Annotated in this window: 20 protein-coding genes; 5 read left to right on the top strand and 15 right to left on the bottom strand. The window is 56.2% G+C overall.

Translation table 11 applies throughout. The annotated features are described in order from the left end of the window. Positions 1-59 precede the first annotated feature (59 nt). The 7 genes from ygjK to ebgR form a co-directional block, all read right to left on the bottom strand. Positions 60-2,411 carry an alpha-glucosidase gene (gene ygjK / locus HMPREF3178_RS19120; RefSeq protein ID WP_070585416.1) on the bottom strand — a complete coding sequence of 784 codons (2,352 nt, stop codon included), beginning with the start codon at positions 2,409-2,411 and terminating at the stop codon, positions 60-62. A 17-nt stretch (positions 2,412-2,428) separates the two neighbouring features. Further along, complete coding sequence (ygjJ, locus tag HMPREF3178_RS19115; RefSeq protein ID WP_017145392.1) at positions 2,429-3,487, bottom strand: protein YgjJ; 1,059 nt, start codon at positions 3,485-3,487, stop codon at positions 2,429-2,431. Positions 3,488-3,532: 45 nt separating this feature from the next. Beyond that, positions 3,533-4,966 carry an amino acid permease gene (locus HMPREF3178_RS19110; RefSeq protein WP_004105935.1) on the bottom strand — a complete coding sequence of 478 codons (1,434 nt, stop codon included), beginning with the start codon at positions 4,964-4,966 and terminating at the stop codon, positions 3,533-3,535. A gap of 228 nt (positions 4,967-5,194) precedes the next feature. Beyond that, positions 5,195-6,628: an amino acid permease gene (locus HMPREF3178_RS19105; protein WP_004105934.1), complete on the bottom strand. Its 1,434-nt coding sequence runs from the start codon at positions 6,626-6,628 to the stop codon at positions 5,195-5,197. A gap of 93 nt (positions 6,629-6,721) precedes the next feature. Continuing rightward, complete coding sequence (locus HMPREF3178_RS19100; protein ID WP_004105933.1) at positions 6,722-7,171, bottom strand: beta-galactosidase subunit beta; 450 nt, start codon at positions 7,169-7,171, stop codon at positions 6,722-6,724. Next, positions 7,168-10,260 carry a beta-galactosidase subunit alpha gene (gene ebgA / locus HMPREF3178_RS19095; RefSeq protein WP_017145393.1) on the bottom strand — a complete coding sequence of 1,031 codons (3,093 nt, stop codon included), beginning with the start codon at positions 10,258-10,260 and terminating at the stop codon, positions 7,168-7,170. Before ebgA ends, HMPREF3178_RS19100 begins: the two co-directional genes overlap by 4 nt. Before the next feature lie 296 nt (positions 10,261-10,556). Continuing rightward, the gene (ebgR, locus tag HMPREF3178_RS19090) at positions 10,557-11,540 is read right to left on the bottom strand and encodes a transcriptional regulator EbgR (protein ID WP_004105931.1); all 984 of its coding nucleotides are present in this window, start codon (positions 11,538-11,540) and stop codon (positions 10,557-10,559) included. 219 nt (positions 11,541-11,759) lie between these two features. Here ebgR and HMPREF3178_RS19085 point away from each other — a divergent pair, with 219 nt between their 5' ends. Further along, positions 11,760-12,092, top strand: coding sequence for a tRNA-binding protein (locus HMPREF3178_RS19085; RefSeq protein WP_004105930.1), 333 nt, complete (start codon positions 11,760-11,762; stop codon positions 12,090-12,092). Positions 12,093-12,128: 36 nt separating this feature from the next. On the opposite strand, the gene ygjG is transcribed toward HMPREF3178_RS19085, so the two are convergent. After that, positions 12,129-13,508 (bottom strand): putrescine aminotransferase, encoded by a 1,380-nt coding sequence (gene ygjG / locus HMPREF3178_RS19080; protein WP_004105929.1) that lies wholly within the window; start codon positions 13,506-13,508, stop codon positions 12,129-12,131. A gap of 224 nt (positions 13,509-13,732) precedes the next feature. Next, positions 13,733-14,278: a PadR family transcriptional regulator gene (locus HMPREF3178_RS19075; RefSeq protein ID WP_004105928.1), complete on the bottom strand. Its 546-nt coding sequence runs from the start codon at positions 14,276-14,278 to the stop codon at positions 13,733-13,735. 239 nt (positions 14,279-14,517) lie between these two features. Here HMPREF3178_RS19075 and HMPREF3178_RS19070 point away from each other — a divergent pair, with 239 nt between their 5' ends. After that, positions 14,518-15,291, top strand: a complete 774-nt coding sequence (locus HMPREF3178_RS19070) for a siderophore-interacting protein (RefSeq protein WP_017145394.1) — start codon at positions 14,518-14,520, stop codon at positions 15,289-15,291. Positions 15,292-15,454: 163 nt separating this feature from the next. On the opposite strand, the gene HMPREF3178_RS19065 is transcribed toward HMPREF3178_RS19070, so the two are convergent. The 4 genes from HMPREF3178_RS19065 to dhaK form a co-directional block, all read right to left on the bottom strand. Then, on the bottom strand, positions 15,455-17,104 hold the full coding sequence (locus HMPREF3178_RS19065) for a glycerone kinase (protein WP_017145395.1): 1,650 nt from the start codon (positions 17,102-17,104) through the stop codon (positions 15,455-15,457). Positions 17,105-17,171: 67 nt separating this feature from the next. Beyond that, positions 17,172-18,593, bottom strand: a complete 1,422-nt coding sequence (gene dhaM, locus HMPREF3178_RS19060) for a dihydroxyacetone kinase phosphoryl donor subunit DhaM (RefSeq protein WP_017145396.1) — start codon at positions 18,591-18,593, stop codon at positions 17,172-17,174. Between the two features lie 10 nt (positions 18,594-18,603). After that, complete coding sequence (gene dhaL, locus HMPREF3178_RS19055; protein WP_004115682.1) at positions 18,604-19,236, bottom strand: dihydroxyacetone kinase subunit DhaL; 633 nt, start codon at positions 19,234-19,236, stop codon at positions 18,604-18,606. A 10-nt stretch (positions 19,237-19,246) separates the two neighbouring features. Further along, on the bottom strand, positions 19,247-20,317 hold the full coding sequence (gene dhaK / locus HMPREF3178_RS19050) for a dihydroxyacetone kinase subunit DhaK (RefSeq protein WP_017145397.1): 1,071 nt from the start codon (positions 20,315-20,317) through the stop codon (positions 19,247-19,249). Between the two features lie 595 nt (positions 20,318-20,912). On the opposite strand from dhaK, the gene HMPREF3178_RS19045 reads away from it, so the two are divergent. Further along, a complete protein-coding gene (locus tag HMPREF3178_RS19045; RefSeq protein WP_017145398.1) occupies positions 20,913-22,010 on the top strand; it encodes a glycerol dehydrogenase in 1,098 nt (365 codons plus the stop codon). 104 nt (positions 22,011-22,114) lie between these two features. Then, positions 22,115-24,028, top strand: a complete 1,914-nt coding sequence (gene dhaR, locus HMPREF3178_RS19040) for a dihydroxyacetone kinase operon transcriptional regulator DhaR (RefSeq protein WP_029496780.1) — start codon at positions 22,115-22,117, stop codon at positions 24,026-24,028. A gap of 58 nt (positions 24,029-24,086) precedes the next feature. Here dhaR and dhaT read toward each other — a convergent pair whose 3' ends face one another. Both dhaT and HMPREF3178_RS19030 read right to left on the bottom strand, forming a co-directional pair. After that, positions 24,087-25,250 carry a 1,3-propanediol dehydrogenase gene (gene dhaT, locus HMPREF3178_RS19035; RefSeq protein WP_017145400.1) on the bottom strand — a complete coding sequence of 388 codons (1,164 nt, stop codon included), beginning with the start codon at positions 25,248-25,250 and terminating at the stop codon, positions 24,087-24,089. Between the two features lie 24 nt (positions 25,251-25,274). Then, entirely contained in the window at positions 25,275-25,700 is a 426-nt protein-coding gene (locus HMPREF3178_RS19030) for a GlcG/HbpS family heme-binding protein (protein WP_017145401.1), read from the bottom strand. Between the two features lie 544 nt (positions 25,701-26,244). Between HMPREF3178_RS19030 and HMPREF3178_RS19025 the strand changes: the two genes are divergently transcribed. Continuing rightward, on the top strand, positions 26,245-26,568 hold the full coding sequence (locus tag HMPREF3178_RS19025) for a DUF1889 family protein (RefSeq protein WP_071530277.1): 324 nt from the start codon (positions 26,245-26,247) through the stop codon (positions 26,566-26,568). The last annotated feature ends 130 nt before the right edge of the window (positions 26,569-26,698 follow it).

Below are 26,698 nucleotides of genomic sequence, written 5' to 3'. Positions count from 1 at the left end.
AATCGGGAGCCGGACCGTTCCCTCTCCCTGTGGGAGAGGGTTAGGGTAAGGGCACTAGCCTATGGTTTACGGAAAAACTCGTTATACAGCATGTACAGATGCGCCGCGCTCCAGGAGAAGTTCGGCGCGCCCTGCTGAGCGCCGGTGAGCGGATTGTAGTTCTCCTGGATCGGGCCATCGGAGGTGAGCCCCCGGGCGTGCCTGAAGAAGGCGTCCGCCAGCTGCAGCGCCTCTTCGCGGTGGCCGTAGCGCTCCATCCCCTTCAGGCCGAACCAGAACTGGTCCACCCACACGCGGCCGCGCCAGTAAATATCCGCGCCAAACGCCGGATTCGTTAATGCGGCGGTACCCAGCGGTACGAAAGTGTTGAACTCTTTGGCGTCCAGCATCACCGAAATGACGTCATCGGCATGCGCCTGAGTGGCCGCGCCGTTGAACAGCGGCGACCAGCCCTCCGGGCCTTTGCCGCGCTCGACGATCGGCCTACCGGCGCAGCCGTTTGCCAGCGGCTGCGCTTCAATGCGAATGTCGTAATAGAATTTGCTCTGCGGGTCGAACATGCAGGTGTTGATATAGTCGGCGAGCTTTTTCGCCAGCGCCCGGTAGCGTTTTGCCTCCTCCGGCTTGCCGAGAAGGGCCGCCATCTCCGCCAGATAGTGGTTGTCGCTGTACATGTAGCTGGCCTGATCGACCGACTCCTGCAGCAGCGAATAGCCGAGCAGATTGCCGCTTTTATCCCGGTTTTCAGCAAATTTCACCGTCCAGTCGCTACGCTTGCCGCCGCCAGCGATGTATTTATCCAACTGATCTTTATCGATAAAGCCGAAAACCGCCGCGTCGTCGCGCCCCGACTCCCAGGAGGCGGCCACCTGCGCCGGGATCTCCAGGCTGTCGTAATCGCCTTTCGCCGTCACCTGCTCGTAGGTTTTCAGGCCGGAAAGCGTCCGTTCTTTATCGCCCTTTTTCACGGTAAACAGCATCGCGCCATCGGCGGTGTTGTGCGCTTTATCGCGGGTCGCGCCGTACTCCGGCACGCCGTTGCCGTTGTGGTCGCGGTTGCGCAGCCACCAGTCATGGTAGGCCACTAGCTTCGGATACATCTCCGCCAGCCAGGCTTTATCTTTCGTAACGTTATAGACTTCCATCACCGACCAGGCCGCCAGGCTCGGTTTGGTATTTCGCTCGTTCCAGTTGCTGCCGTCGCCGCCGCGTTCCGGGCTCAGGTTCCAGGCGATCAGATCCGGAATGAACCCGGCATCCTGCGGCCGCACTTTATCGTCGGCGGCAATCTGCCAGGAGAAGACGGCACGGATGTTCTCTTTCGCGATCTCCGGGTTGAAGTGGGCCATGGCGTAGGCCTGCTTCCAGGTATCCCACGGCCAGGTCTGGTTGCCTGAGAACCAGCGCCCGGTTACCGACGGCGTGACGGTGTTGTGCTTAACGGCGCCGCCCGGCGCGCGCCAGTTACCGTTAAGGGTTTCGATCGCTTTTACCGCCACCCGGGTTTGCTGCGCCGTAGCATCAGGATTGGTCAGCCCCTTTTGCAGATAGCCGTTCCAGCGCGCCTCGGAAGCGCGCAGATAGTGTACCGGTCGCGCAAGAATATCGCGGATTTGCGCTTTCTCGAGCCGAACCTGCTCGGCGTTCAGCAGGTGCGAGTAGGTGGTATAGAGCGTGGTCGAGCCGTTGATTTGCGCGCTGCTGGTGAATCGATGGCCGTCGATTTGGGTGACCGTCGGCAGGGAGCGATGGATCTGATACTGCGATTCGCCGGAGGTCATTAAATCCGATGCGGAGCGGACTTTGCCGAAGCTGACGGTCAGGCCGTCGTGGGTCGCGCTCAGGCGGCGCTGATAGTCCGGGAAAGCCTGGTCGATGGTTTGCGTTGACTGCGGTTTCCCCTCTTTGGCGGAGAGTTTCTCCAGCAACTCGCCGTCCCAGACCAGCTTAAGCGGGCTGCTACTGGTGATTTTAGTCTCCAGTAAAGAGGTGTGCGCGCTGGCAAAGCGCAGGGTCATCTCGACCTGTACGCCGGCCGCGGAGAGCTTTTGCACCAGCGCGCCGGGCAGGCTCCAGGCCTGCAGGGTGAAGGCGACTTTTTTGCCGTTCTGGTATACCGTCAGGCGATCGAAATTGGTCGCCATAAAGTTGATGTACTCCTCAGTGAGCAGCGCGGGTCCGGGAAATCCGCCCATGGTGGCCGGACCATCAGGCAGCAGATGCCCATGCCATGCGCCCAAATCGAAAAACGGGTTGAAGCGCTGGTGGTCATCGTTATCAAAATCCTGCATCGCCTGCGGCGCGCCGCTGCGGTTGATAACATTTTTAAAGTCATCCGCGGTCAGCGCGTGGGCGGAAAAGCTTAGCAGTAGGGCGCAGGCCAGCGGCGTAAGAGTAGTGGTAATCTTCACGGTATTGATATCCCTTTTTACCAATAGAAATATTGCATCAGGAAAACCTGATCGCTCGGGTTGCCGGAGGCATTTTTCATGTAGAAGCGGCTGTCCGCAGCGGTGGCAAAACGTCCGCCGCCGTATTCGTACCAGATGCCGAACTGCATAAACGAGGTGGTTTCCTCGGCGGCGCGATCCGGGCGGTGTTTGGCGTAGCTATAGGCGGTAGAGAGATACACGCCCTTGAGCGCTTCATACATAGCGCTGGCCATAAAGCCGGTCTCCGTTCCCGGCACGTCTTTTCCCCTGGCGCGCCCGGTATGATGCCAGGCGCGGGCGGCAAGGTTGGGGGTGAGAATACCGGTCAAAAATAGCTGGCCGGTCCCATCCGTCACCTCAAGCCCATTCATCCAGGTCACCTCGTTCGCGAGATCGTACTGGATGTAGCCGTTGACCATCGCCGGGTAGGTATATTTATCGTCGTAGCGGTCGTATTTGCCGAAATGGAGCCACGCTTTGCTTTCATCGTGGTGCCCGGCGGGCGTGGCGGTCACGCTGTAGCGAAAATCTCCCGCCAGGTTCTGCACCTTGAGCGCGTACATAATATCGCGCGTATTGGGGATCACGTAGCCGAGGTCGGGCGTGAAATCGCCCCACCACTGCAGATCGTCGAGCGATGAATCCTGGCGCAGGCTGAGCATAATCTCGGTGCTGCTCTCGGTTTTATATCCGCCGTAGAAGCGGTTTATTCCACCTTCAAATCCGCCCCAGCCGTGGTCCGCTACCCAGGCATTTCCCTGACGATCGGCCTGAACCGTCCAGCCTTCGCCATAAATTAAACCAAACCAGCTGCCGTGCTTTATTTCCAGTCCGCCTTCAATATAGGTGCCATCACTATATTTATGCTTGTCCTCACCTTCTAGATCCATATATCCGCCAACCCCCAATTCACCGTAAAAACGGTATGAGGTGGCATTAAGTTCTGGCATTTTCATGTCATCATGTTCCGCCGGATGCGCCACATCGACGGCAATAGCCGGTGTGCAAAAAGCCAGGGCGGCAAGCGCCCAGTAAATAGGCCTGTTCTTTTTCATCATTTTATTTAGAGGTATTGTGGTTTTTTATTTAAGAAAAATAGATTAAGACGCGTCAGAGGCTGGCGCTGCTTCAATTCTTTTTTCTTCCCGAGTTAAACCTTTCACGTATTTGCTGTATTTCCACCATGCAAATCCGAGGAAGATAACGATTCCGCCGACGTTATAGAAAATAATCGTCAGAATATTGCCGCCGGTGGGAAAGGTTGAGGCGACGAAGCCGATAGCGAAAATAACAATCAGCATGGAGACCACCGTAATACCGGTGGTGCGTGAACCCATTTTAAAATCGCGCGGCAGATGATCGAGCTTGCGGCGCAGATTAAGGTACGCCAGCATGATAAACAGCGGCGGCAGCATCGAGGCGGCGGCGGTCATATTGATGATGGTATTCATTAAATCCTGCACGGTACTGGAGCCCATCATCGGAATTATCATTAGTGGAATCACAATCAGGAACTGGATCCACGCCGCGCGCGCCGGTACGCCGTTTTGATTGAGCTCAACGGTTTTTTTACCAAATATTCCGGGCGGGATTTCGGAGAAAAAGATTTTGACCGGCGTCGCGGTCCACATTAATAACGAACCAAACATGGCGGTAAAGGAGACCAGGCCGACAAAACGGTTGACCACGATTTCGGGCAGGCCAAACCATACCGCCATGCCGTGGAAGACCTGTACCGATCCGCCGGTAAATTTCAGCTCTTTACTGCTGATAAACACGTTTATCAGTACCGAGGAAATGGAGTACAGCACGCCAATCACGATCCCGGCGAGGATAATGACCTTAACAAATGATTTCGATCCGCCTTTCACGTCATTGACGTACACCGCGACGGACTCCGCCCCGCCGGCCGCCATAAAGATCCAGGTGGTGACACCGAGGAACGCCCAGTTAAAGTTCGGGATCATTGCATCCACGGTAATCGGATCCGCTGGTTGAATACCGCCCACCAGCGCGCCGCCGGAAAGCAGAATGTAGGAGAGCGTCAGCAGCAGCATTAACGATGAAGTGACCGAGGTGATTGGACCCAGCATTTTTGCGCCGTTGGTGGAAACCCAGGTCGACAGGGCGAACAGCGCCATGCTCAACATCGTGGTGGCGACCGGAGTCAGAATGTACTCGTAGCCGAGGAAAGCGTAGGAGGCATAAGCGATTACCCTCGGCAGCAGCGAGGTAAAAAAGAACAGATTCACGAACCAGTAGGTATAGGCGGTAATAAAGGCCCAGCGCCCCCCTAGCGAGCTTTTCACCCAGGCATAAACGCCCGCTTCGGAGTTTTTATTCAGCGAAACGAATTCCGCGATGATCAGACAGAAAGGAACAAAGTAGAGCAGGGTTGCAAGGAAGAACATCGGCGCCGACGCCAGTCCCAGCTCAATATTGTTATTGATCACGTTATTAAAACTGAAGACGGCGGCGAAGGTTAGCGACAGCAGGCCAAACTTGCCGATGGTATTACGTTTGATATCAGACATAACACATCTCCACACATTGTCCTTCAGAGAATGGCCGAAGGGGATTGTGTTGTTTGTAAGGTAGAGGCAGTTAAGTATTGTGGTTAATTTTAGTAAAATATTTAGTAAATAAAAGCGGTAAAAATGAATTGCTTTAACTCGATCACGAAAATGGTTGGGCGACAGATCATGGCTTGCGGGTAAAAAAATCCCGCCAGGGGATATACCGCTGGCGGGAGCAACGGTGGCTTATTTCACCGTATTTGCCGCTGATTTCAGGCCTGGTTGTTGGTTCTTGCGCTGTTTTTTCTCAAAGCGGGTTATCCACCACCATGCGAGTCCGGAGAAGACTGCGGTCATAAAGACGTTAATGAAGAAGGCGTTCACCAGGTCGACTCCTGGCGGGAAAGCGGAGGCGGTCATGCTGACCAGGAAAATAACGATAAGCATCGACACCACGGCCATCCCAACTTTTCTTGAACCCATGCGGAAGTCGCGCGGCGTGTCGTCATGTTTCCAGCGGAAAACAAAGTAGGCGGCCATGATAAACAGCGGCGGTAGCATTGCGGTCCCGGCGGTCAGGTTGATGGCGGTGTTCATCATTTGCTGAACGCTGGCGGAGCCGAAACCATTCACGATGAGCATCAGAAAGACGAAGACAAATTGCCACCAGGCGGCGCGCACCGGCACGCCGTGGACGTTCAGCTCGGTGGTTTTTTTGCCATAGATGCCGGCAGGAATTTCCGAGAAGTGAATTTTTACCGGTGCGGCGGTCCACATCATCATGCTGCCGAAAATGGCGATAAACAGAATGATGCCGACGAAGCGGCCCATCAGCGCTTCGGAAATATGGAAATAAGCGCCGAGACCGGTGAAAATTTCCACCATACCGGCTGCATAGGTCAGGTCTTCCCGTGCCACAAAGACGTTGACCAGCAGAGAACCCAGCGCATACATGCCGCCAATCAGGATCCCGGCGGTGATGATGACTTTAATAAACGATTTCTGCCCGCCTTTAGTATCGTTCAGATATGCGGCAACGGTTTCAGCCCCGCCAGCCGCCTGGAAGATCCAGCACATAATCCCCAGCGTCGCCCAGTTGATGGTAGGCGCCATGGCGTGCAGCGTAATCGGCTGCGCGGGGACATGGCCCGCGCCCAGCGCGGTAATAGCACCGACCACGTAAATCGCAAAGAGCGCGAAGACGCCATAAGCCACGCATTCGGAGATTTTCCCCAGCCAGGTCGCGCCTTTGGTGGAAATGTGGGTGGCCATGGCGAACAGAACGATAGAGATCAGCGAAGTGACCATCGGCGAGAAGGGAATGGCGTAACCCATAATGGCGTACGAGGCGTAGGCCACCACGTTCGGCAGCAGCGACAGGAAAAAGAACAGGTTCACAAACCAGTACAGGAACGAGCCGAGATAGGCCGCGCGGGTACCTAAAGGCTGCTTCAGCCAGGCGTACATACCTGATTCGGAATTTTTATTCGCTGACACGAATTCGGCGATGATAAAGACAAACGGAATAAAATAGACCACCGTGGCAAACAGAAAGATAGGGGCGGAACTGAGCCCTAACTCGATGTTATTATTAACGATATTTCGTACGTTAAATACGGCGGCAAACGCCATCGACAGTAGGGCGAACTTCCCTATTTTGGCACGAACTGATTCGGACATAAGTCCTCCGGAAAATGATCTGGCCCGCATTGAGGGCTGGGACCGGGAAGGCCAACGAGTCGATCCGCTGGCCTCATCTTGCGTAACGCGGGCTTACTTATTCAGGAAGTAGCCGTCTTCGATAGTCACTCTGAGCACCACCTTTTTGACCGGCGAGTCGCAGATAAAGCGATAAGCTTCGTGGGTATCGCAAATCACCATTTGTCCTTCATGGACCTGCACGGTTTCACCAATGCCTTTCAAATATTCACGGTCAGTTTCATCGCGATAGCAGGCGACGGTCTGCAGCTGCTCTTTAGCGGCAAACTCAATTTTTTGCTGACCCTGGAGGTAGTAATGCACCTCGAAATAGCGGCGGTTGCCAACGAACAGCGCATCCGTGGTGCTGTCGCTTGCCACGCGATAGGAGAGCGAATCGCCTATCGAATGGGCAACTCCAGGCCGGATATTATCGACATTATTGATAGCTTCTACGCAGCGCTGCCATTTACGTCCACTGTGATAAATTTGCTTAAATTGTTCTAAATTATCGAGAATTCTCATTTTTCAGCCTCGCTGTATGAATCGGAGGAAAAGAAACCGGCACCAAAGCTATGATTCGCCAGCGTCTGCGAGGAAGCGCTCCCGCCTTCCAGCGGCAGCAGCGTAAAGCCATAGTTGAACGGTTTGAGCCACACCCGCCAGCTATCCAGCACCTCGCTCCCCCAGGAGTTAGAGCCCAGGCCGAGCAGTTGGGCGTCGATATTCAGGGTGATGTCATCGCTGCGACGCAGTTCGTTACAGTGCTGCGCGGCGTGCAGATTCTCCGCCGTATAGTGCCAGGCGCTGATGTTGAGCGGATCGCGCGGGACCACCATCAGGCCGCTGCCGTGACGGTCGGTAAACGCGGCCCAGCGGACGTGCTGGCGGTTGCCGTTGTTCTGCGGGAACGGGTAGTTCACGAACATGTCGTCCACGGTGGTGCGCCAGACATCAATGATGTTGCTCTGCTGGCTGTCGGCGTAGTTTTCACCGGGACCGCGACCGTAGTAATTCACCTGTTCAAACTGACCGTTAATGCCCAGCATAAAACCGATGCACGGCACGATATGCGGATAGTCGCCATAACGTTCCCCCGCAAGCTCAACGTTAATATGGCCCTGCGGGGTAATCTGCCAGCGATAGGTACAACGCATGCCAAAATCGAAAACCGGCGGAGCGATAATGCTGCGGGTGGTGATAATCACCGAGTCTCCACGCTGTTCGGCGCTGAATTCACGCAGATGCTCCTGCATAATTTGCAGGTGACTGGGCTGCCACAGCCCCTCATATTCCTGCTTGTGGTTATCAATCATCGGCTTGAAGAAGTTAATCTTCGGCTCACGGGTCACCTGGTCTACGCCGTTCACCTGCCATTCGCTCAGTTTGCCGTTGACTTTAGAGAAGACCACGCGGAAGTTATGCCCGGTGATGCTGTAGCTCAGTCGTTCATCAACTATCTGTAGCGGGGTTGCGCTGGCATTCATCAGCGGCGATTTCGTTGCCGTCTGTTCTTTTAGCTGGAACTGGTAAACGACGATCGGATGGTTGGCCTCGCTATACGGCGTGCGCGAGTCTTTGGTCACCAGGATGTTGAGGAAGGTTTCGCGATCGTCCAGTTCTGGCAGGTCAATGGTGATATCGCGGCCGCTGTTTGGCGCAAGATCGCGCACCTTAAGCTGTTGGCTGGCAAGCGTAGCCCCTTCGGCGCGAACTTCCACGCGCAGGGTATAGTCATCAAGCGTCGAGAACCAGAGCTTATTATCGATGCGCAGTTCGCCGCGGGTGATGTCGGTTGCCTGAACTTTTACCGGGGCGATAACCTGTTTGTACTCTCTGAGGCCGGGCCCAGGCGTCTGGTCGGAGAAAATCAGACCGTCAAGACAGAAGTTGTAGTTATTAGGATAGTCCCCGTAATCGCCGCCGAATTTGTACCAAACCGCGCCGCTGTCATCGGTGGCCTGAATCCCGTGATCGCACCACTCCCAGACGTAGTGGCCCTGAATACTGTCGTGTTGATAGAACACGTTCTGGTATTCGCTCAGCCCGCCGGGACCGTTGCCCATCGCATGGGCGTATTCGCAGATAATTCGCGGTTTGGCATGCGGATATTCCCCGAATTCGTTCATCAGCGGCACGCGGGTATACATGGTAGAGATGATATCCACCACCTCCGCGTCGCGATCCTCTTCGTAATGCACCAGACGGGTATCGTCGATCGCTTTAGCGGCATGATACATCGCCCGAATGTTGCAGCCGTAGCCGGACTCGTTACCCAGCGACCAGATAATGATCGACGGATGGTTTTTCTGCGCGTGAATGTGGCGCACGATTCGTTCGACGTATATATGCTCCCATGCCGGATCATCGGTGATGGCGCTCAGATTGCCGACGTTGGCGAAGCCGTGGGATTCGACATCGGTTTCCGCCATCACGAACAGACCGTAAATGTCGCACATCTCATAGAAACGCGGGTCATTGGGGTAGTGGGCGGTGCGTACCGAGTTGATATTGTGCTGCTTCATCAGCAGCAGATCTTTCTCAACGCGGTCCATCCCTACGGCACGCCCCTTCAGATGGTCGTTGTCGTGGCGGTTAACGCCGTGCAGCATCACGTAGCGGTTATTGATGTAGAACAGGCCGTTGCGCACTTTGATATCGCGAAAACCGACGCGCTGCGGGATAACTTCGATAATCTCTCCGGCGGCGTTTTTCAGCGTCATCACCAGGTGATAGAGATAAGGATTTTCCGCCGACCACTGCTGCGGCGCCTTCACGTCGATCGCAAAGTTGACGTTCAGCTGCTGGCTGATGCTCAGGTGCGGCGTTACGCCTTCATACAGCGCCTTTTCGCCGTCGAACAGCGCGTATTCCAATGTGGCTGCGCCCGGCTGCGCGGCGAGATTTTCCAGCACCAGCTGGCAGGAGAGGGTGGCGTCGACGTAGTCATCGTTAAAATCGGTGCGCAGAGTGAAGTCCTGGACGTGAAGCGGGTTTTTGCCCACCAGATACACGTCACGGAAGATACCCGCCGACCACCACATATCCTGATCTTCTATATAGGTGGAGTCCGCCCACTGCATGACGCGCACGCAAAGCAGGTTGTCGCCGGTTTTTACCGCGTGACTAATATCAAACTCCGCCGTCAGGCGGCTGCCTTTGCTGAAACCGATGTACTGACCGTTAACGTAAATTTCAAAATAGGTCTCAACGCCATCAAATTTAATCAGAGTCTGCTGGTCCTGCCAGCCCTCGCTGAGGGTAAAGATGCGCTGATAGGCGCCGGTAGGGTTGTCGGTCGGCACGTAGGGAACGTCAATCGGGAAGGGAAAGCCTTCGTCGGTATACTGTAGCTGGCCGTGTCCTTCCATCTGCCACATTCCCGGTACGGTAATCGGCCCCCAGTCGCTCATGTATTGCGAGGTGAACGCTTCCGGCACCCGCAGCGGGTTGTTAAAGAAGCAGAATTTCCACTGTCCGCTAAGGGACAAAAAGCGGCTGCTGGTTTCACGGGCGAAGGTTCGCGCCAGGGCCTGCGAATCGTAAGAGAAGAAATAGGCGCGCGGAGGCAGCCGGTTTTCATGAGTGAGTTGAAGATTTTCCCAGCGATTCATATCGCCTCCCTGAACGGACTAAACGGATAGAACGCATTTTAGTAAAAGTTTTACTAAATAAAACCGTCGGGAGTGATTTACTTTAACTCGATCACAAAATGAGCGGGTTGGCCGCCAGGGGTCAGGATGGGGAAAAGGTGCAGAGGATGGGGGATGGAGGAAAATCCCGGAGGCGGCGCGCTGCGCCTGTCCGGGCTACCGTTTGGCAGACGGCGGTGAACCCGTAGCCCGGGCAAGGCGCGTCAAGCGCCGCCCCCGGGAGACAGGCGCAGAGGATTTAGCGTCAGAACGGGGGATTAGCGGGTGGTGCCGCGCAGCTTCAGCACGCTGGGGACAAAGACGTTTAGCGGCAGCGCACGGCCATCGCGGGCTTTTTCAACCAGCAGATTAACGCCCTGGCTGCCCATCATTTCTGAATGAATGCGCACCGTGGAGAGCGGCGGAAAAGTAAAACGCGCGGTGGGGATATCGTTAACGCTAATGAGCGAGATATCTTCCGGGATCGCGAGGCCGCGTTCATGAATAGCCCGCAGCACGCCGATGGCGATAGAGTCTGACGCGACGAACAGCGCGGTGGGGAAATCCGCCCTGGCCAGCATCGTTTTTGCCAGCTCATAGCCGGAGGAGCTGGAAAACCCGCCGCGCCAGATATCTTCTTCCGAAACCACCCCCTTCAGGCGGCCATATTCGACGAAGGCCACTTCGCGAATGTCGGCTTTACCCGGCTCATCCTGGCCACCAATAAAGCCGATGCGCCGCGCGCCCTGGGCGATAAAAAAGTCGATAACTTCTTTGGCGATACGCACCAGATCGATATCGACGGCGTCGTAGCTGCTGCCTGGCTCATGGAAATCAATAAAGCAGACGTTGTCGGTTAACGCCGTGGCTGCGTCGCGAATCGCCCGCGAAGGCTGGCCGACAATCAGAACGCCGGTCACTTTTTTCAGCTCGGGTAGCGCGTTGTTAAAGTAGCAGTTGGTCAGCTCAATACCGAGCTTTTCACACTGCGTTTCGATACCGTGGCGGATCGCCAGATAGTAAGGATCGTTGATTTCCAGATCCTGCTGGTAGCTGTAGATAGCCAGAATATGATGGTGGCCGACGGTATGAACCTGAGTCTTACGCGAGCTGGTGCTTTTATATTCCAGCTTTTCCGCTACCTCAAGAATGCGGTGCTTTGTCTCTTCTTTCACGTTCAGAGTGGGGTCGTCGTTTAATACCCGGGAAACCGTCGCCAGTGAAACGCCTGCTTCGGTCGCGATATCTTTTAGTGTGGCCATTGTTTTCCTTATCTGACGTTGCACCATCGACGCAAACCATTGTAAAGCAAGCGCGGGCCGCTGCATCTCTTTTCAGTAAATTTCCCTCGTATTATTCATCCGCATCGGGAAGTTTATAGCGAACTAAAAAGTGATGGATCTAACATTCCTTACACTATTATGCGGAAACCTCGCCGACTTTTGTTATCTTTTACTAAATTTTTACCTGAGGGGTGCAAGATGGAAACGGTGCTTTATGATGATTTTGCCAGACTGGAAATGCGTACGGGAAAAATTGTAGCTGTAAAACGACATGAGAATGCCGATAAGCTCTATATCGCGCGGATTGACGTTGGCGAGCGCACCTTGCAGACGGTGACCAGCCTGGTGCCCTATTACCGAGAAGAAGAGTTGCTGGGAAAAACGGTCGTGGTCCTGTGCAATCTGGCGAAAGCCAAAATGCGCGGTGAAACGTCGGAGTGCATGCTGTTATGCGCCGAAACCGACGATGGCGGCGAAAGCGTACTGCTTACGCCGGAAAGAGCGATGCCTGCGGGTGTGCGCGTCGTATAGCAAACGCCCTCTCCCGGAGCGGGAGAGGGCAAGCCATTACGCCTCTTCCACCGAAACCCGCAGCGCCGCCAGCGCCAGGCGGGCCGCTTTTAGCACCTGTTCACACTGCTCAGGGGTCAGCGTCAGCGGCGGCTCAACGCGAATCGTTCTTGCGTTGTTGAGCGTTCCGGCCACCAGCACGCGCTGGCGAAACATTTCGCTGGCAAAGTCATAGCCGATTTCGTTATCAATAAACTCAATCGCCATCAGCATACCTTTGCCGCGCACGTCATTCACCAGATCCGGATATTCGCGGGCCAGCTGACGGAAGCCGTCCAGCAGCATATCGCCTTTCTGCTCCGCCTGCGCGGGCAGGTTTTGCGTCAGCAGTACGTTAATGGTCGCCAGCGCCGCCGCGCAGGCCAGCGGGTTGCCGCCAAACGTGGTGGTATGCAGGAACGGGTTATCGAACAGTACCGAGAACACCTCTTCGGTGGCGACCGTGGCGCCAATTGGCATGACGCCGCCACCCAGCGCTTTGGCAAGGCACAGAATATCCGGCTGAACGTTTTCGTGCTCGCAGGCGAACATCTTGCCGGTGCGCCCCATGCCGGTTTGGACTTCATCGAGGATCAGCAGCGCGCCAAACTCGTCGCACAGCTTGCGTACCGCGGGCAGATAGCCCGGCGGCGGCAGAATCACCCCGCCTTCGCCCTGAATAGGCTCAAGGATCACCGCCGCGACGTCATCGCCGGTCTTTTGGCACTCGCTCAGCAGCGTGCGCATCGCATTGATATCGCCAAAAGGTACATGACGGAATCCCGGCAGCAGGGGCATAAAGGGCTTACGGAAAGTGGATTTCGCAGTGGCTGAAAGCGCGCCCAGCGACTTACCGTGAAACGCGCCGCTGGTGGCGACGAAGGTAAACTTGCCGCGCGGAGACTGGTAGGCCTTCGCCAGCTTTAACGCCGCTTCGACCGACTCGGTACCGCTGTTGCTAAAGAAGCTGTATTTCAGTTTGCCCGGCGTTAAGGCCGCCAGGGTTTTAGCCAGCATGGCCCGCAGCGGGTCCAGCAGTTCCTGACTATGAAGGGGTTGTTTAGCGAGCTGATTTTCGACGGCGGAAACGACAACTGGATTACGGTGCCCTACATTAAAAATCCCAAACCCACCCAGGCAGTCAATAAACTCCTGTCCCTGAGTGTCGACAAGCGTATTTAATCCTCCCGCTTGCCACTCTACGGCTCCGTAATCCCCGCCAGCAGTGACCGATTTTCGATACGCTAAAAACCCCGGATTCACATGCTCTTTAAAGTATTCCCTGACCTCCTGGTTAAGTGATTTCATCTCTTCATGATCGAGCGTTCGCTTCTCAATAAGATTCAGTGCGTGTGCGCTGCAGGCCAGAGCCGATGCGCTTGAAGGTAACCTGTTCAAAATATGCTCCTGGGCGGGGCGTATCACATGATACTGAATTAAGTATTGCAGGGATTACGCCACTTCGGCGCGGGCCAGGAAAAACGGGATAAACGCAACGTGAAATCGCAATTGAGCAAAATTTTATTGGCATGTTTTACTCCTGAAGGCGTAAAACGATGCGCTGAAGGGCTACCGCCGCGTGCTTCGCGGCGGTGCAGGCTGCCCGATAATGAGGCAAAGGATTAGTCGAGCTGGGAGATCTCCATCGCCGCGCGGTCAATCACGCCGACAATCTGCTTTAGCTGCGCTTCGGTTATTTCCTGCTGGTTAACTTTTAAATCCAGTACCGCCTTAAAATTCTCCAGCGCGCGCTTCATCTGCGGGTTTTTACGTAGCTCACAACCCACCATTCGCGCCTGCAGTCTGGCCTGAATCTGCTCCAGCGGCTGCTGGTTTTCCGCGTGCAGCTGGCTGCCTTCGGCGGTGATGGCGATTTTTTTGCGACCGTTTTCGTCAGCCACGCTGATTAATCCCTGATCCTGGAGTAAATCGAGCGTCGGGTAGATGACGCCGGGGCTGGGACTGTAGTTGCCCTGGGTCATGGTTTCGATCTCTTTAATCAGTTCGTAACCGTGGCTGGCATTACGGGTGAGGATGTCCAGAATGACCAGGCGCAGCTCGCCATGGCCAAAGAAGCGCTGCCGGCGTCCGCCGCCTCTGCGACCGTGTTCGCCATGTTCGCCGTGGCGTCCGCGTGGCCCACGGCCTTCTTCGTGATGATCTCTCATGATTTTTTCCTTTGAGTTTTTTGATATATCTAATTTATATCTAAAAATACTCAAGTCGCAACCTTGTGGCAGATTTATTTTTTATATAGTTGATAATTAGAGATTTAATTCTATTTTTTGACTTTTGTGGCGTTTTACTATGGCTATATCAAAAAGTGCTTGCATTCTTTTTTAATGGCAATCATTATCATTTGCAATATTTTTAGATATATCTATTCCGTTCACCAAGGCGATGAAAGATGACAACGAGCAGGAATCCTAAATACCCGCAGCGCGTGCGTAATGAGCTGCGTTTCCGTGAGTTAACCGTATTGCGCGTCGAGCGTATCGGCAGCGCATTCCAGCGTATCGTGCTGGGCGGAGAGGCGCTGGAAGGCTTTGTCTCCCAGGGTTTCGACGACCATACCAAGCTTTTTTTCCCCACTGCGGGTGCTGCGTTTACGCCGCCGGAGGTGACGGATGAAGGCATTAACTGGGGCGAAGGCGTACGTCCGGCGACCCGCGATTATACGCCGCTTTACGACGCCGACCGTCATGAGCTGGCGTACGACTTTTTTATTCACGATGGCGGTATAGCCAGCAGCTGGGCGCTGGCGGCGAAACCGGGTGATAAGCTGGTCATCGGCGGCCCGCGCGGTTCGCTGGTGGTGCCGGAAGATTACGTCTGGCAACTGTATGTGACCGATGAGTCAGGCATGCCCGCGCTGCGCCGCCGTCTGCTGGGATTGCGGCAGCTTCCGACGCGCCCGCAGGTCACGGCGATCGTCACCATTGGCGATGAGTCTTATCAAGATTACCTGGCCGATCTCGATGGCTTCAATATTGAGTGGGTGGTGGGACATCACTCCTCTGCCGTGGCCGAGCGTCTGGCGCAGGTTGTGGTTCCAACCGAAGATTATTTTATCTGGGTGACCGGGGAAGGCGCGGTGGTGAAATCACTGCTGGCGCGTTTTGAAGGTCCGGAGATTGACCCGCAGCTGGTGCGTTCGCAGGCCTACTGGCACAGCAAGTAAGCGCGGGAGAAAACCCGGGTTGCGGCTGGCGCCTGACCCGGGCTACCAGACCTGCAGACGGCGGTGAACCATGGGGCGACCGGCCCGCAGACGGCGGTGAACCTGTAGCCCGGGCAAGGCGCGTTAAGCGCCGCCCCCGGGAGCAGGGGCGGTGCCAGAGAGACTATTTCTGCGCCAGCGCTTTAAACACCATGGCCACCGCGTGGGCTCCGGGGTCCATATTGCCGCGCAGACTATCGCTGTTCAGGTACGATGCGCGTCCTGCACCTGCTTTGCTGGCGTGAAGCGTACGATCCGCGCCCGCCTGCGCCGCCGCGAAAGCGGCCTGCAGATTTTCCGGTTCGGCCAGCAGCGCCGCCAGCGCCGGTTGCAGGGCGTCAATCATGGTTCGGTCGCCTTCGTCGGCACCGCCGTAAAACTTCATCTGTGCCAGACCGGCGTTTAGCGCTTCGGCGACGCTTGCCCCCTGTTCCAGCTTCTGCCCGGCGGCGGTAAAGAAAATCGACATCAGCACGCCGCTGGAACCGCCCATCACAACCGTCAGACGCTCGCCAATCAGGGCGAACAGCGTGGCGAGGTTAGCCAGCGGCAGCTGACGGCGCTGAAGTAAGTCGGCGATATCGCGTGCGCCAGCGGCAAAGGTGGAGCCAGTATCGCCGTCGCCAACCTTCGCATCCAGCGCATTGAGGTCCGCTTCCAGATCGGATAGCGTACCGGTCACCCGCTCTACGTAGCCTGCAACCTCGCTATTCTCCGAGGGCGTAAACTCCACCCGCGTACTGCGCAGCGACGAGGGCATCACGCTGATTGCGCGCGGCTGCACTGGCGTCTGCCAGCCGGCGGTTTCGACCGCGGAGAGCAGCGCTTTCTCAATGCTCTCTTCCAGCACGATGGCGGTGAGGGAAAAGCCTTTCATATCCAGCGCGGTGACCAGCGACGCCGGGCCTATCAGCCAGTCAATTCGCTGATGCAGCGGGGTATTGGCCAGCTCGCGGGTCAAAATTGCCATTTCGGCAATCGATACGCCGCCGAGATTATTGATCATCACCGCCAGGCGGCCGGTTTCCGGCAGGGCGGCGCTGAGCTTCTCTACCATCAGCGTAACGATTTCCGCACTGTTCTGCGTGGCGATAACCGAAGCGCCCGGTTCGCCGTGGATCCCCATCCCCAGTTCGGCCTGATCCGGATGATGGCGCGGAGTCGTTTCCGCATCCTGCGGCAGGTGACAGCTGGAAAGGGCCAGACCGAGGCTGAAGGTGTGTCTGGCGGCATACTGCGCTTCACGCAGCACGGTCGCCAGATTTTGGCCGCGTTCGGCGAAGTAGCCGGCCACTTTATGCACCAGAATCGTCCCGGCAATACCGCGCGGGTGTTTGTTATCCGGCAGCGAAATATCATCGCCAACGATCAGCATTTCGACGTTATAGCCCATGCGGCGCGCTTTCTCCGCGGCGAGGCCGAAGTTCAGACGATCGCCGGTGTAGTTCTTGACGATCAGCAGGCAACCGGCATCGCCGGTCACGGCCTGGATGGCGGTCAGCACCGCATCGACGCTCGGCGAGGCAAAAAGATCGCCGCAGACGGCGGCGGTCAGCATGCCTTTACCGACAAAGCCCGCGTGGGCCGGTTCGTGACCGGAACCGCCGCCGGAGATCACCGCCACGTTGTTTTTGTCGAGATCGCGACGCACCACCACGCGAATGGCGGGATCGCTTTCCAGCCGCGCCAGGTTATTCCACGGGCTGGCGATAATGGTTCCTTCAATCACTTCATTGACGAGGTTGGCGCGCTGATTAAAAAAGAATTGAGACATAACGGATCCTGAAAGTTAAGCGAGTTCCCGGAGGGGACAGCCTCCGGGGCGAGAAGGTTAGAGCAGGCTAGGCGCGAATCACGCGCTTGCCGGGAATATCAAGGATGACGGTCTCCCCCTTTTGTAGCGTGGTCAGGACATCGCTCTGCTGGCAAAGCATCGCGATACCCGCCTGACGGGCGATAATGGCGCCGTGAGAGAGTTCACTGCCGGCCTGCAGACAGATCCCCTTCACCCGATCCGCATCGAGCTGCAGGACGGTAGAAGGAAAAATATCGTCGGCCACGAGGATCGAGGGGCCGTCAAACTGCGGTAGTACTTCGTTGCTCCCGTTAAGGTGACGCAGCGTGCGGTGCAAAATATCTTCAATATCAATATAGCGCGCCTGTAGGTAAGGATCGTCGAGATGACGATATTGTTGGCTTAAATCGTTCAGCACCTGATGCCACGCCCACTCCGCGCTGCATTGCTCGTCGCGCACCCTATCGCAGGCGGCGGCGTATAAATCAGGGTCATCGAGCAGGGTATGATGCCCGGAGAAGATGGCCGCGATGTCGGCGGAAAACTTCGCCTCCGCCAGGGTCGTCAGCGCGCTAAGCTCTTCCAGCGTCCGATCGATGGCCCGTTTTAGCCGCAGCTGCTGCTGACCGATGGCGACGCCTTTTTCCCGTGAGACCTTCTCCTGCGGCTGGGAATAGAGTACGACCTTACCCTGTACGCGATTGGCGCAGGCGGGCTGAGTCGCAGACGCCGCCTCGGTTTGCTCGCCGAAATTCTCCGCCGCCAGCGCCTGGAACGCTGCCAGCGCGGCATCGGCATCCGGCCCGCGAGCAAGCAGTCTTAAGGTATCGTTACGGCGCACCTGAAGCAGGGCGATTTGGTTGAGGCTGTCGGGCGTGACGCACTTACCTCCTTTCTCCAGCACCAGGTCGGCGTTGAATCCCGCCAGCGCGGCGACCAGCTTTGACGCCGGGCGAACATGCAGGCCGTTGTGGTTTTGAATCACCACGGAAACCGAGCGCGCATCGCGGTCGTCGATCGGCGCGGCGGTCAACGCCGCGTGTTGCGGTTGCGATGGCAATCCCAGCTGTACGCGTTTTGCCTCCAGCGCGTTCATGGCATCTTCGATGACCTTGTCGATGCAGGCCCCGGCGGCGGCGCTCACCGTCGCCGCCAGCGTTCCTTCCACCAGCGGCGCCGCGCACAGGCGAACCTTCGCCGCAATGGCCGGATCGAGGAGATCCAGCGCGGTTTCGGCGCTCAGCAGGGCGCTGCCAATATCCATCATCACCAGGATATGATCGGCGTCGGCTACGGACTCGATGGCTTCCATAACCTTAATGGGATCGGTGCCGATCGGGCTGGTGGGATCGTCAATTCCGGCGGCGATCGCCAGCTTACAGCCATCGTTCATTAACATCTGCCGGGCCAGTTCTCCGACACCTTCGCCCAGACGAGCGCTATGCGAAACAATCACCAGGTTTACCATCGCGTTTTCCTTACTCTTTGGCCGCTGCGGCCAGCATCTGAACCATCAACATTACCGAGGTCGCGCCCGGATCCTGGTGCCCGATGCTGCGTTCGCCCAGGTAGCTGGCCCGCCCTTTGCGAGCCTGCATGGCGATGGTGGCCTGGACGGCGGCTTGCGCCTGTTCGCAGGCAGCATCAAGAGCGCTTTGGATCGACAGGTGCTGTTCGCTGGACTGGCGCAGCGATTCCACTACCGGCAGCCAGACGTCGCACATGGTTTTATCGCCCGGCTCGGCTTTGCCGCGATTCACCACGCCTTCCGCGCCTTCGCGGATGGCTTGATAAAGCTCGTCCAGGGTCAGACTCTGATGGGCCTGGGTCACCTGAGCGGCGCGGATAAAGAAGGTGCCGAACAGCGGGCCGCTGGCCCCACCGACGTTGGACAGCAGCGTCATGCCGGTATTTTTAAGAATGAAACCAATGTCTTTATCGGCAATCGAAGGCAGCTTTTCCACCACCTTGCTAAACCCACGATGCATATTCAGGCCGTGGTCGGCATCGCCGATCTCCCGGTCCAGACCGGTCAAAAAATCGCTCTCTTTGGTGAAGATATCGCCGCAGCGATAGAGCCAGTCTACGATTTGCGTTCTGCTTAATGACATGTCGTGCTCCTTATTTTCCCCAGTTCAGCGCCGGGGTGTGAACCGGGGCGTCCCATAATGCCAGCGTCTCGTCATCGGCTTTTAACAGGGTGATGGAAAAACCGACCATATCCAGAGAGGTACAGTAGCTGCCGATAAGATTGCGCTCGATCGCGATGCCGGTTTCCTCGCAGCGCTGCGTCAGACGGTTATAGACGCCGTAGAGTTCGGACAGCGGCGTGGCGCCGAGGTTGTTGACCAGCGCGATAACCCGATCGCCTTTTTGCAGCGCCTGCTTGGTCTGCGTTATCTCCTGCCACGCGCCCTTCACGTTGTCCCAGTGGCGCAGCGTGCGGCTATAGGCGCCGTTTTCCAGCAGAGTATCGAACATTTCGTCAACGGTGCGATCGAGGGAGGTGAAGCGGCGGCGGTCGATGCCCGGTTCGCCGTGAATGCCGACGCCGAACTCCATCTCATCGTCCTGCAGTTCGAATGAGGGCTGGCCGGCGGCCGGAACGGTGCAGGCGCCCAGCGCGATGCCGATAGAGTGGCCGAGGTTGTTAAGCTTGCGCCCCAGTTCAGCGCATGCTGCCAGCGAGTCGCCGCGCTCGGCGGCCGCGCCCACCAGTTTTTCAATCAGCACGGTATTGGCCACGCCGCGCCGTCCGGCGGTATAGAGGCTGTCTTTTACCGCCACATCGTCATCGACTACCACGGTGGTGACCTTGATGCCGCTTTCGTGTAGCAGCTCGGTGGCGGTTTCAAAGTTAAGAATATCGCCAGTGTAGTTTTTAATAATCAGCAGCACGCCTTCGCCGCCGTCGATGTTCATGGCGCACTCAAACATTTTATCCGGCGTTGGGGAGGTGAAAATTTCCCCCGGACAGGCCCCGGAAAGCATGCCCAGGCCAATATATCCGCAGTGCATCGGCTCATGACCGCTGCCGCCGCCGGAAAGCAGCGCTACTTTCCCGGCCACCGGTGCATCGGCGCGGGTGACGTAGACCGGATCATGATGCAGCGTTAGTTCAGGGTGCGCTTTTGCCAGGCCCGCCAGTTGTTCACTCAGGACATCTTCGACACGGTTAATCAGTTTTTTCATTGTTTATTCTCCATCGGAGTTTCGATGCGGCCTCTCTGCTGACGGAAGCGGTCATCGTGTAGGGGTATCGCCTGTCGATATGCGATATCGGGCGATGTATTGATTCTGGCTGAGTTAACGGGAAAAAAAATCGCCATAAAATGAGTTTCATTACGAAACGCGCACGGTGAATTTTGTTCCGTTATGAAACGCTTTTGCCGGGAGAAATCGAAAAATGCGAGCCAGGGCGACTATTTCATCTCACTTCACATACTTGCCAGACGCGGGGGGAGAAAAAATTTTACCTCTCCAGGCGCCAGTAGCGGCGAAAAACGCCGTACTTCATCCACTTTTTCCGCTTGTTTTGCGCTCAACGAGCGGATCGAGATCGCAATCCCGTCGTTTCATATGAATTCATGTTTCAATATGAAACGATAAAATGTGCACCCTGTTTCATATCGGGACAAAAAGGGGAAACATTTTTTTGCCCGCGGCTCGCCCTACAGTGATGACATCGCTCAGGTAGCGCTTTTGTTCCCGCTTTTAATACCAGGCCGGACGGGGAAATACCGGGGCACATCGTGTCAAAACATGCACTTATTTGAGGGTGAACGGAATGCTAAAAGTTATTCAATCTCCAGCCAAATATCTCCAGGGACCGGATGCATCCACGCTGTTTGGCGAGTACGCTAAAAACCTGGCGGACAGCTTTTTCGTGATTGCCGATGACTTCGTGATGAAGCTGGCGGGTGAGAAAGTGTTGAACGGTTTGCATAGCCACAATATCAGCTGCCATGCGGAGCGCTTCAACGGCGAGTGCAGCCACGTTGAGATCAATCGCCTGATCGCCATTCTGAAGCAGCACGGCTGCCGCGGCGTGGTGGGCATCGGCGGCGGCAAGACGCTCGATACGGCGAAAGCGATAGGCTATTACCAGAAGCTGCCGGTGGTGGTGATCCCGACGATTGCCTCCACCGATGCGCCAACCAGCGCGTTGTCGGTTATTTATACCGAAGCCGGTGAATTTGAAGAGTATCTTATTTACCCGAAAAATCCGGACATGGTGGTGATGGATACGACGATTATCGCTAAAGCCCCGGTACGCCTGCTGGTGGCCGGGATGGGCGATGCGCTTTCAACCTGGTTTGAAGCCAGGGCCTGCTATGACGCCAGAGCCACCAGCATGGCCGGCGGCCAGTCGACGGCGGCGGCGCTGAGCCTGGCGCGCCTGTGCTATGATACGCTGCTGGCGGAAGGCGAAAAGGCCCGCCTCGCCGCTCAGGCCGGAGTGGTGACCGATGCGCTGGAACGCATCGTTGAAGCGAATACCTACCTTAGCGGAATCGGCTTTGAAAGCAGCGGCCTGGCCGCCGCGCACGCCATTCACAATGGTTTCACCATCCTCGAAGAGTGCCATCACCTGTACCATGGCGAGAAAGTCGCGTTTGGTACCCTGGCGCAGCTGGTGCTGCAAAATAGCCCGATGGAAGAGATCGAAACGGTGCTGAACTTCTGCCATACCGTCGGCCTGCCGGTCACGCTGGCGCAAATGGGCGTTAAAGAGAGCATCGACGAGAAAATTCAGGCGGTAGCAAAAGCGACCTGTGCGGAAGGCGAAACCATCCATAACATGCCGTTCCCGGTCAGCGCGCAGAGCGTGCATGCGGCAATTCTGACCGCCGACCTGCTTGGACAGCAGTGGCTGGCGCGTTAATTTAGCGTCGTCCTGTCCCGCCTCGTTAATGAGAAGGGGCGTTTTATCCCCCTCTGGCGGTTACCGCCGGAGGGGTTGTCGTTTAAGTAACAGCGGAAATGGATATGACTGCGCAGACTCAGAGCTTTCCCCTGGCGATAACCCAGTCGTGGCATCGCTGCAGTAAGTTTATGCAGCGGGAAACCTGGCAGACGCCGCATCAGGCGCAGGGGCTGACCTTCGAATCGATTTGTCGGCGTAAGACCGCGCTGCTGACGATTGGCCAGGCGGCGCTGGAAGATGCCTGGGAGTATATGGATAACCGCCCCTGCGCATTGTTTATCCTTGATGAGTCCGCCTGTATTCTCAGCCGCTGCGGCGATCCGCAGACCCTTGACCAGCTGGCGGCGCTGGGGTTTCGTGACGGTAGCTATTGCGCGGAAAGCATCATCGGCAGCTGCGCGCTCTCGCTGGCCTCCATGCTCGGGCAGCCGGTCAAAACGACGGGCGAGCAGCATTTTAAACATGCGCTGCACGGATGGTCGTTTAGCTCTACGCCGGTGTTTGATAACCACGGGCGCCTGTTCGGTTCCATTTCTTTGTGCTGCCTGACGGAAGAACAGGCTTCGCCGGACCTCTCCCTGACCCTGGCTATCGCCAGGGAAGTGGGCAACTCGCTGCTCACCGATAGCCTGCTGGCCGAGTCGAATCGCCACCTTAACCAGATGTACGGTCTGCTGGAGAGCATGGATGACGGGGTGATGGCGTGGAACGAGCAGGGCATTTTGCAGTTTCTGAACGTGCAGGCCGCGACGCTGCTGCACCTTGATGCCCAGGCCAGCCAGGGGAAAAACATCAATGAACTGGTGACGCTGCCGGCTCTGTTGCGCCGGGCGATCAAGCACGCGCGCGGGCTGAACCATGTGGAAGTCACCTTCGAGAGCCAGCATCAGTTCGTTGATGCCGTCATCACGCTCAAGCCGATCGTCGAAGAGCAGGGCAACAGTTTCATCTTGCTGCTGCATCCGGTCGAGCAGATGCGTCAGCTGATGACCAGCCAGCTTGGCAAAGTGAGCCATACCTTTGAGCAGATGTCGGCTGACGATCCTGAAAGCCGGCGGTTAATTCACTTTGGCCGTCAGGCGGCGCGCGGCGCTTTTCCAGTGCTGCTGTGCGGCGAGGAAGGGGTGGGTAAAGAGCTGCTCAGCCAGGCGATTCACAATGAGAGCGAGCGGGGTGGCGGACCGTATATCGCGGTTAACTGCCAGCTGTATGCCGACAGCGTCCTTGGGCAGGATTTTATGGGCAGCGCGCCGACGGACGAGGAAAACGGGCGTCTTAGCCGTCTCGAGCTGGCCAACGGCGGGACGCTGTTTCTGGAAAAAATCGAATATCTGGCGCCGGAGCTGCAGTCCGCGCTGTTGCAGGTGATCAAGCAGGGGGTATTAACCCGTCTGGATGCCCGGCGTTTGATCCCGGTGGACGTTAAAGTCATCGCCACCACTACCGTCGATCTTGCCAACCTGGTGGAACAAAACCGATTTAGTCGCCAGCTTTACTACGCGCTGCACTCTTTTGAAATCGTTATTCCGCCGCTGCGGGCGCGGCGTAACAGTATTCCTTCGCTGGTCCACAATCGTCTTAAGAGTCTGGAGAAGCGTTTTTCCTCGCGGTTGAAGATGGATGACGATGCGCTGGCGCAGCTGGTGGCCTACTCCTGGCCGGGTAATGATTTTGAGCTGAACAGCGTGATTGAAAATATCGCCATTAGCAGCGAGAACGGCCATATCCGTTTGAGTAATCTGCCGGAATATCTCTTTGCCGAGCGGCCAGGCGCCGACGCGGGTTCCTCGCTGCTGCCCGCCAGCCTGACCTTCAGCGCCATTGAAAAAGAGGCCATCATCCATGCCGCCCGCGTGACCAGCGGGCGGGTACAAGAGATGGCGCAGCTGCTGAATATTGGCCGCACCACGCTGTGGCGAAAAATGAAACAGTACGATATCGATGCCGGCCAGTTTAAGCATAAAAATCAGGAGTAACCGGGCACCCAGCCTGACGCCGCGATGGTACTTGTTCGCGGCGTTAGCGATCGCTCTATCAGAAAGCCTGGCGGAAGATAGCGACAATCTCTTTCTCGTTACCCTTGCGCGGATTTGAGAAGGCGTTGCCGTCTTTCAAGGCCATCTCCGCCATATAGGGGAAGTCAGCCTCTTTAACTCCCAGCTCGCTCAGATGCTGCGGAATGCCGATATCGGAAGAGAGGCGGGCGATGGCGCAAATGGCCGACTCGGCGGCGTCCATGGTTGAAAGTCCGTGGATGTTTTCTCCCATAAATTCGGCGATGTCGGCAAACTTTTCCGGATTGGCGATCAGGTTGTAGCGCGCAACGTGCGGCAACAGAACCGCGTTCGCCACGCCGTGCGGCATATCGTACAGGCCGCCAAGCTGATGGGCCATGGCGTGAACGTAACCGAGGTTGGCGTTATTGAAAGCCATTCCCGCCAGCAGGGAAGCGTAGGCCATGTTTTCGCGGGCTTGCAGGTTGCTGCCCAGCGCGACGGCCTGGCGCAAGTTCCGGGCGATCAGGCGGATGGCCTGGATCGCGGCGGCATCGGTGACCGGGTTGGCATCTTTTGAAATATAGGCCTCCACGGCGTGGGTTAACGCATCCATGCCGGTTGCGGCGGTCAGCGGCGCCGGTTTGCCAAGCATGAGCAGCGGGTCATTGATGGAGACCGAGGGCAGGTTACGCCAGCTGACGATAACGAACTTCACTTTTGTTTTGGTGTTGGTCAGTACGCAGTGGCGGGTCACTTCGCTGGCGGTACCGGCGGTGGTATTCACCGCGACGATCGGCGGCAGTGGGTTAGTCAGGGTTTCTATGCCGGCATAGCGGTAAAGATCCCCTTCGTGGGTAGCCGCGATACCAATCCCTTTACCGCAGTCATGAGGGCTACCGCCGCCGACGGTGACGATAATATCGCACTGTTCTTGACGAAAGACCGCCAGGCCATCGCGCACGTTGGTGTCTTTTGGATTTGGCTCGACGCCATCAAAAACCACCACCTCAATACCGGCTTCCTGCAGATAGCCGAGAGTTTTATCCACCGCGCCGTCTTTGATGGCCCGCAGACCTTTATCGGTGACCAGCAGCGCTTTTTTACCGCCCAGCAGCTTACAGCGTTCGCCGACGACAGAAACAGCATTGGGACCAAAAAAGTTCACGTTTGGCACCAGATAATCAAACATACGATAGCTCATAATATATCTTCCTGGTTAGATTTATTATTTAGAGAAACCATTCAGAGCCGTTTCGGCTAATAACATGTCCTGTTCGACGGTACCGCCGCTCACGCCAACGGCGCCGATGACTTCCTCGTTAAAAATAACTGGCAGGCCGCCGCCAAAAGGAATGATTCGCTGCTGGTTGGTGAGTTGTAATCCATATAGCGGTGCGCCCGGTTGGACTAACGCTGTAATTTGATGGGTGCCTTTTTGCAGGCCGCATGCCGTATAGGCTTTATTGAGCGCAATATCGCAGCTGGTTATAAATGCCTCATCCATACGCTGCATCAGGAGCATATTTCCGCCGCGGTCAACAACGGCAAAGACCACCGGCACGTTCATTTCAAGGGCTTTCGCCTCAACGGCAGTAGCCATTTCTTTCGCAGCCGCCAGCGTGATAGTGGCGATGTGTTTGATCTTATCCATAATCTCTCCTGTTAATATCCAGGGCTGGATCGCGATAATTATCGCAGGCACATATTTCAACTGCTGTTTGCGGGCCTATTCTCTCGCCGCAGGTTATTAAGTCAATAGCGAGAAAAATACTATCTAATTGAGTTTTTTATTACCGCAGGCTGTTTTTTGATAACGATTGTTTAGCTGTATCACAGTTTGTTATTAATTTTCTTTTGCATGTTTCATTATGGAACTTCTGTTTTTTTATTCTGTGCCAGACTGGAACGAAATTAATTTGCTTAACTTACGGCTTTACATCGCTTTTTGCTGATTAACGGCGAGAAGAAGGCGAGTTTATCGGTAAGCCGTCGCGCAGGGTGAAGTTTTTCTGCCTTTTTACTCATTGGGCATCGCACCGTGATGCGAGCGCGCGGCGTGGAGGGGAGCAAAACGCCGCATTAGTCGAGCAGAAAAGCGCCACGCAAGCGTTTAGCTGGGGCCTGAATCAAAGAAAGGCAACGATCTCTTTGATATCCCGACGGAGTTGGGTCCATATTATAAACATGTTCATTACGTGGTTAATTTTAAGGATAAGAGCATGCCAACAGCAATCGATAAAGCCCTGGATTTTATTGGTGGTATGAACACATCGTTACCGGTGCCGAATACTATGGATGAAAGTACCGCTAAGGGGATCCTGAAGTATTTGCATGAACTAGGTGTACCGGCCAGCGCTGCGCAGGTCACGGCCCGTGGTGAGAAGGAGGGGTGGAGTGCCGGGTTCACGCAAAAAGTAGCCGGATGGGCGGACAAAATTGCCTCTGGCAACCGCATTATTATCAAAAACCCAGAATACTTTACTGCTTATATGCGCGAACAGCTGCAGGCGCTGGCGTAAGCCGCCTGTCGCCATATTCACCATAAGACGTGGCGCTATACAGGAGCCGCAAAACGCAAAAAGGGCTGACGATTTCTCGCCAGCCCTTGCTGTATCTGGTGGCCCCTGCTGGACTTGAACCAGCGACCAA

The sequence above is a fragment of the Klebsiella sp. HMSC09D12 genome (assembly GCF_001808475.1).
Classification (GTDB): domain Bacteria; phylum Pseudomonadota; class Gammaproteobacteria; order Enterobacterales; family Enterobacteriaceae; genus Klebsiella; species Klebsiella oxytoca.
This window is presented reverse-complemented; position numbering and strand designations above follow the sequence as displayed.

What these genes read in the sequence shown, in the direction of transcription:
- HMPREF3178_RS19100 (WP_004105933.1), bottom strand. Translation starts at nt 7,171, where the DNA reads ATGAGAATTCTCGATAATTTAGAACAATTTAAGCAAATTTATCACAGT.
- HMPREF3178_RS19065 (WP_017145395.1), bottom strand. Translation starts at nt 17,104, where the DNA reads ATGTCTCAATTCTTTTTTAATCAGCGCGCCAACCTCGTCAATGAAGTG.
- ebgA (WP_017145393.1), bottom strand. Translation starts at nt 10,260, where the DNA reads ATGAATCGCTGGGAAAATCTTCAACTCACTCATGAAAACCGGCTGCCT.
- dhaK (WP_017145397.1), bottom strand. Translation starts at nt 20,317, where the DNA reads ATGAAAAAACTGATTAACCGTGTCGAAGATGTCCTGAGTGAACAACTG.
- ebgR (WP_004105931.1), bottom strand. Translation starts at nt 11,540, where the DNA reads ATGGCCACACTAAAAGATATCGCGACCGAAGCAGGCGTTTCACTGGCG.
- HMPREF3178_RS19030 (WP_017145401.1), bottom strand. Translation starts at nt 25,700, where the DNA reads ATGGATAAGATCAAACACATCGCCACTATCACGCTGGCGGCTGCGAAA.
- HMPREF3178_RS19070 (WP_017145394.1), top strand. Translation starts at nt 14,518, where the DNA reads ATGACAACGAGCAGGAATCCTAAATACCCGCAGCGCGTGCGTAATGAG.
- dhaR (WP_029496780.1), top strand. Translation starts at nt 22,115, where the DNA reads ATGACTGCGCAGACTCAGAGCTTTCCCCTGGCGATAACCCAGTCGTGG.
- dhaM (WP_017145396.1), bottom strand. Translation starts at nt 18,593, where the DNA reads ATGGTAAACCTGGTGATTGTTTCGCATAGCGCTCGTCTGGGCGAAGGT.
- ygjJ (WP_017145392.1), bottom strand. Translation starts at nt 3,487, where the DNA reads ATGAAAAAGAACAGGCCTATTTACTGGGCGCTTGCCGCCCTGGCTTTT.
- dhaT (WP_017145400.1), bottom strand. Translation starts at nt 25,250, where the DNA reads ATGAGCTATCGTATGTTTGATTATCTGGTGCCAAACGTGAACTTTTTT.
- HMPREF3178_RS19110 (WP_004105935.1), bottom strand. Translation starts at nt 4,966, where the DNA reads ATGTCTGATATCAAACGTAATACCATCGGCAAGTTTGGCCTGCTGTCG.
- HMPREF3178_RS19075 (WP_004105928.1), bottom strand. Translation starts at nt 14,278, where the DNA reads ATGAGAGATCATCACGAAGAAGGCCGTGGGCCACGCGGACGCCACGGC.
- HMPREF3178_RS19085 (WP_004105930.1), top strand. Translation starts at nt 11,760, where the DNA reads ATGGAAACGGTGCTTTATGATGATTTTGCCAGACTGGAAATGCGTACG.
- dhaL (WP_004115682.1), bottom strand. Translation starts at nt 19,236, where the DNA reads ATGTCATTAAGCAGAACGCAAATCGTAGACTGGCTCTATCGCTGCGGC.
- HMPREF3178_RS19105 (WP_004105934.1), bottom strand. Translation starts at nt 6,628, where the DNA reads ATGTCCGAATCAGTTCGTGCCAAAATAGGGAAGTTCGCCCTACTGTCG.
- HMPREF3178_RS19045 (WP_017145398.1), top strand. Translation starts at nt 20,913, where the DNA reads ATGCTAAAAGTTATTCAATCTCCAGCCAAATATCTCCAGGGACCGGAT.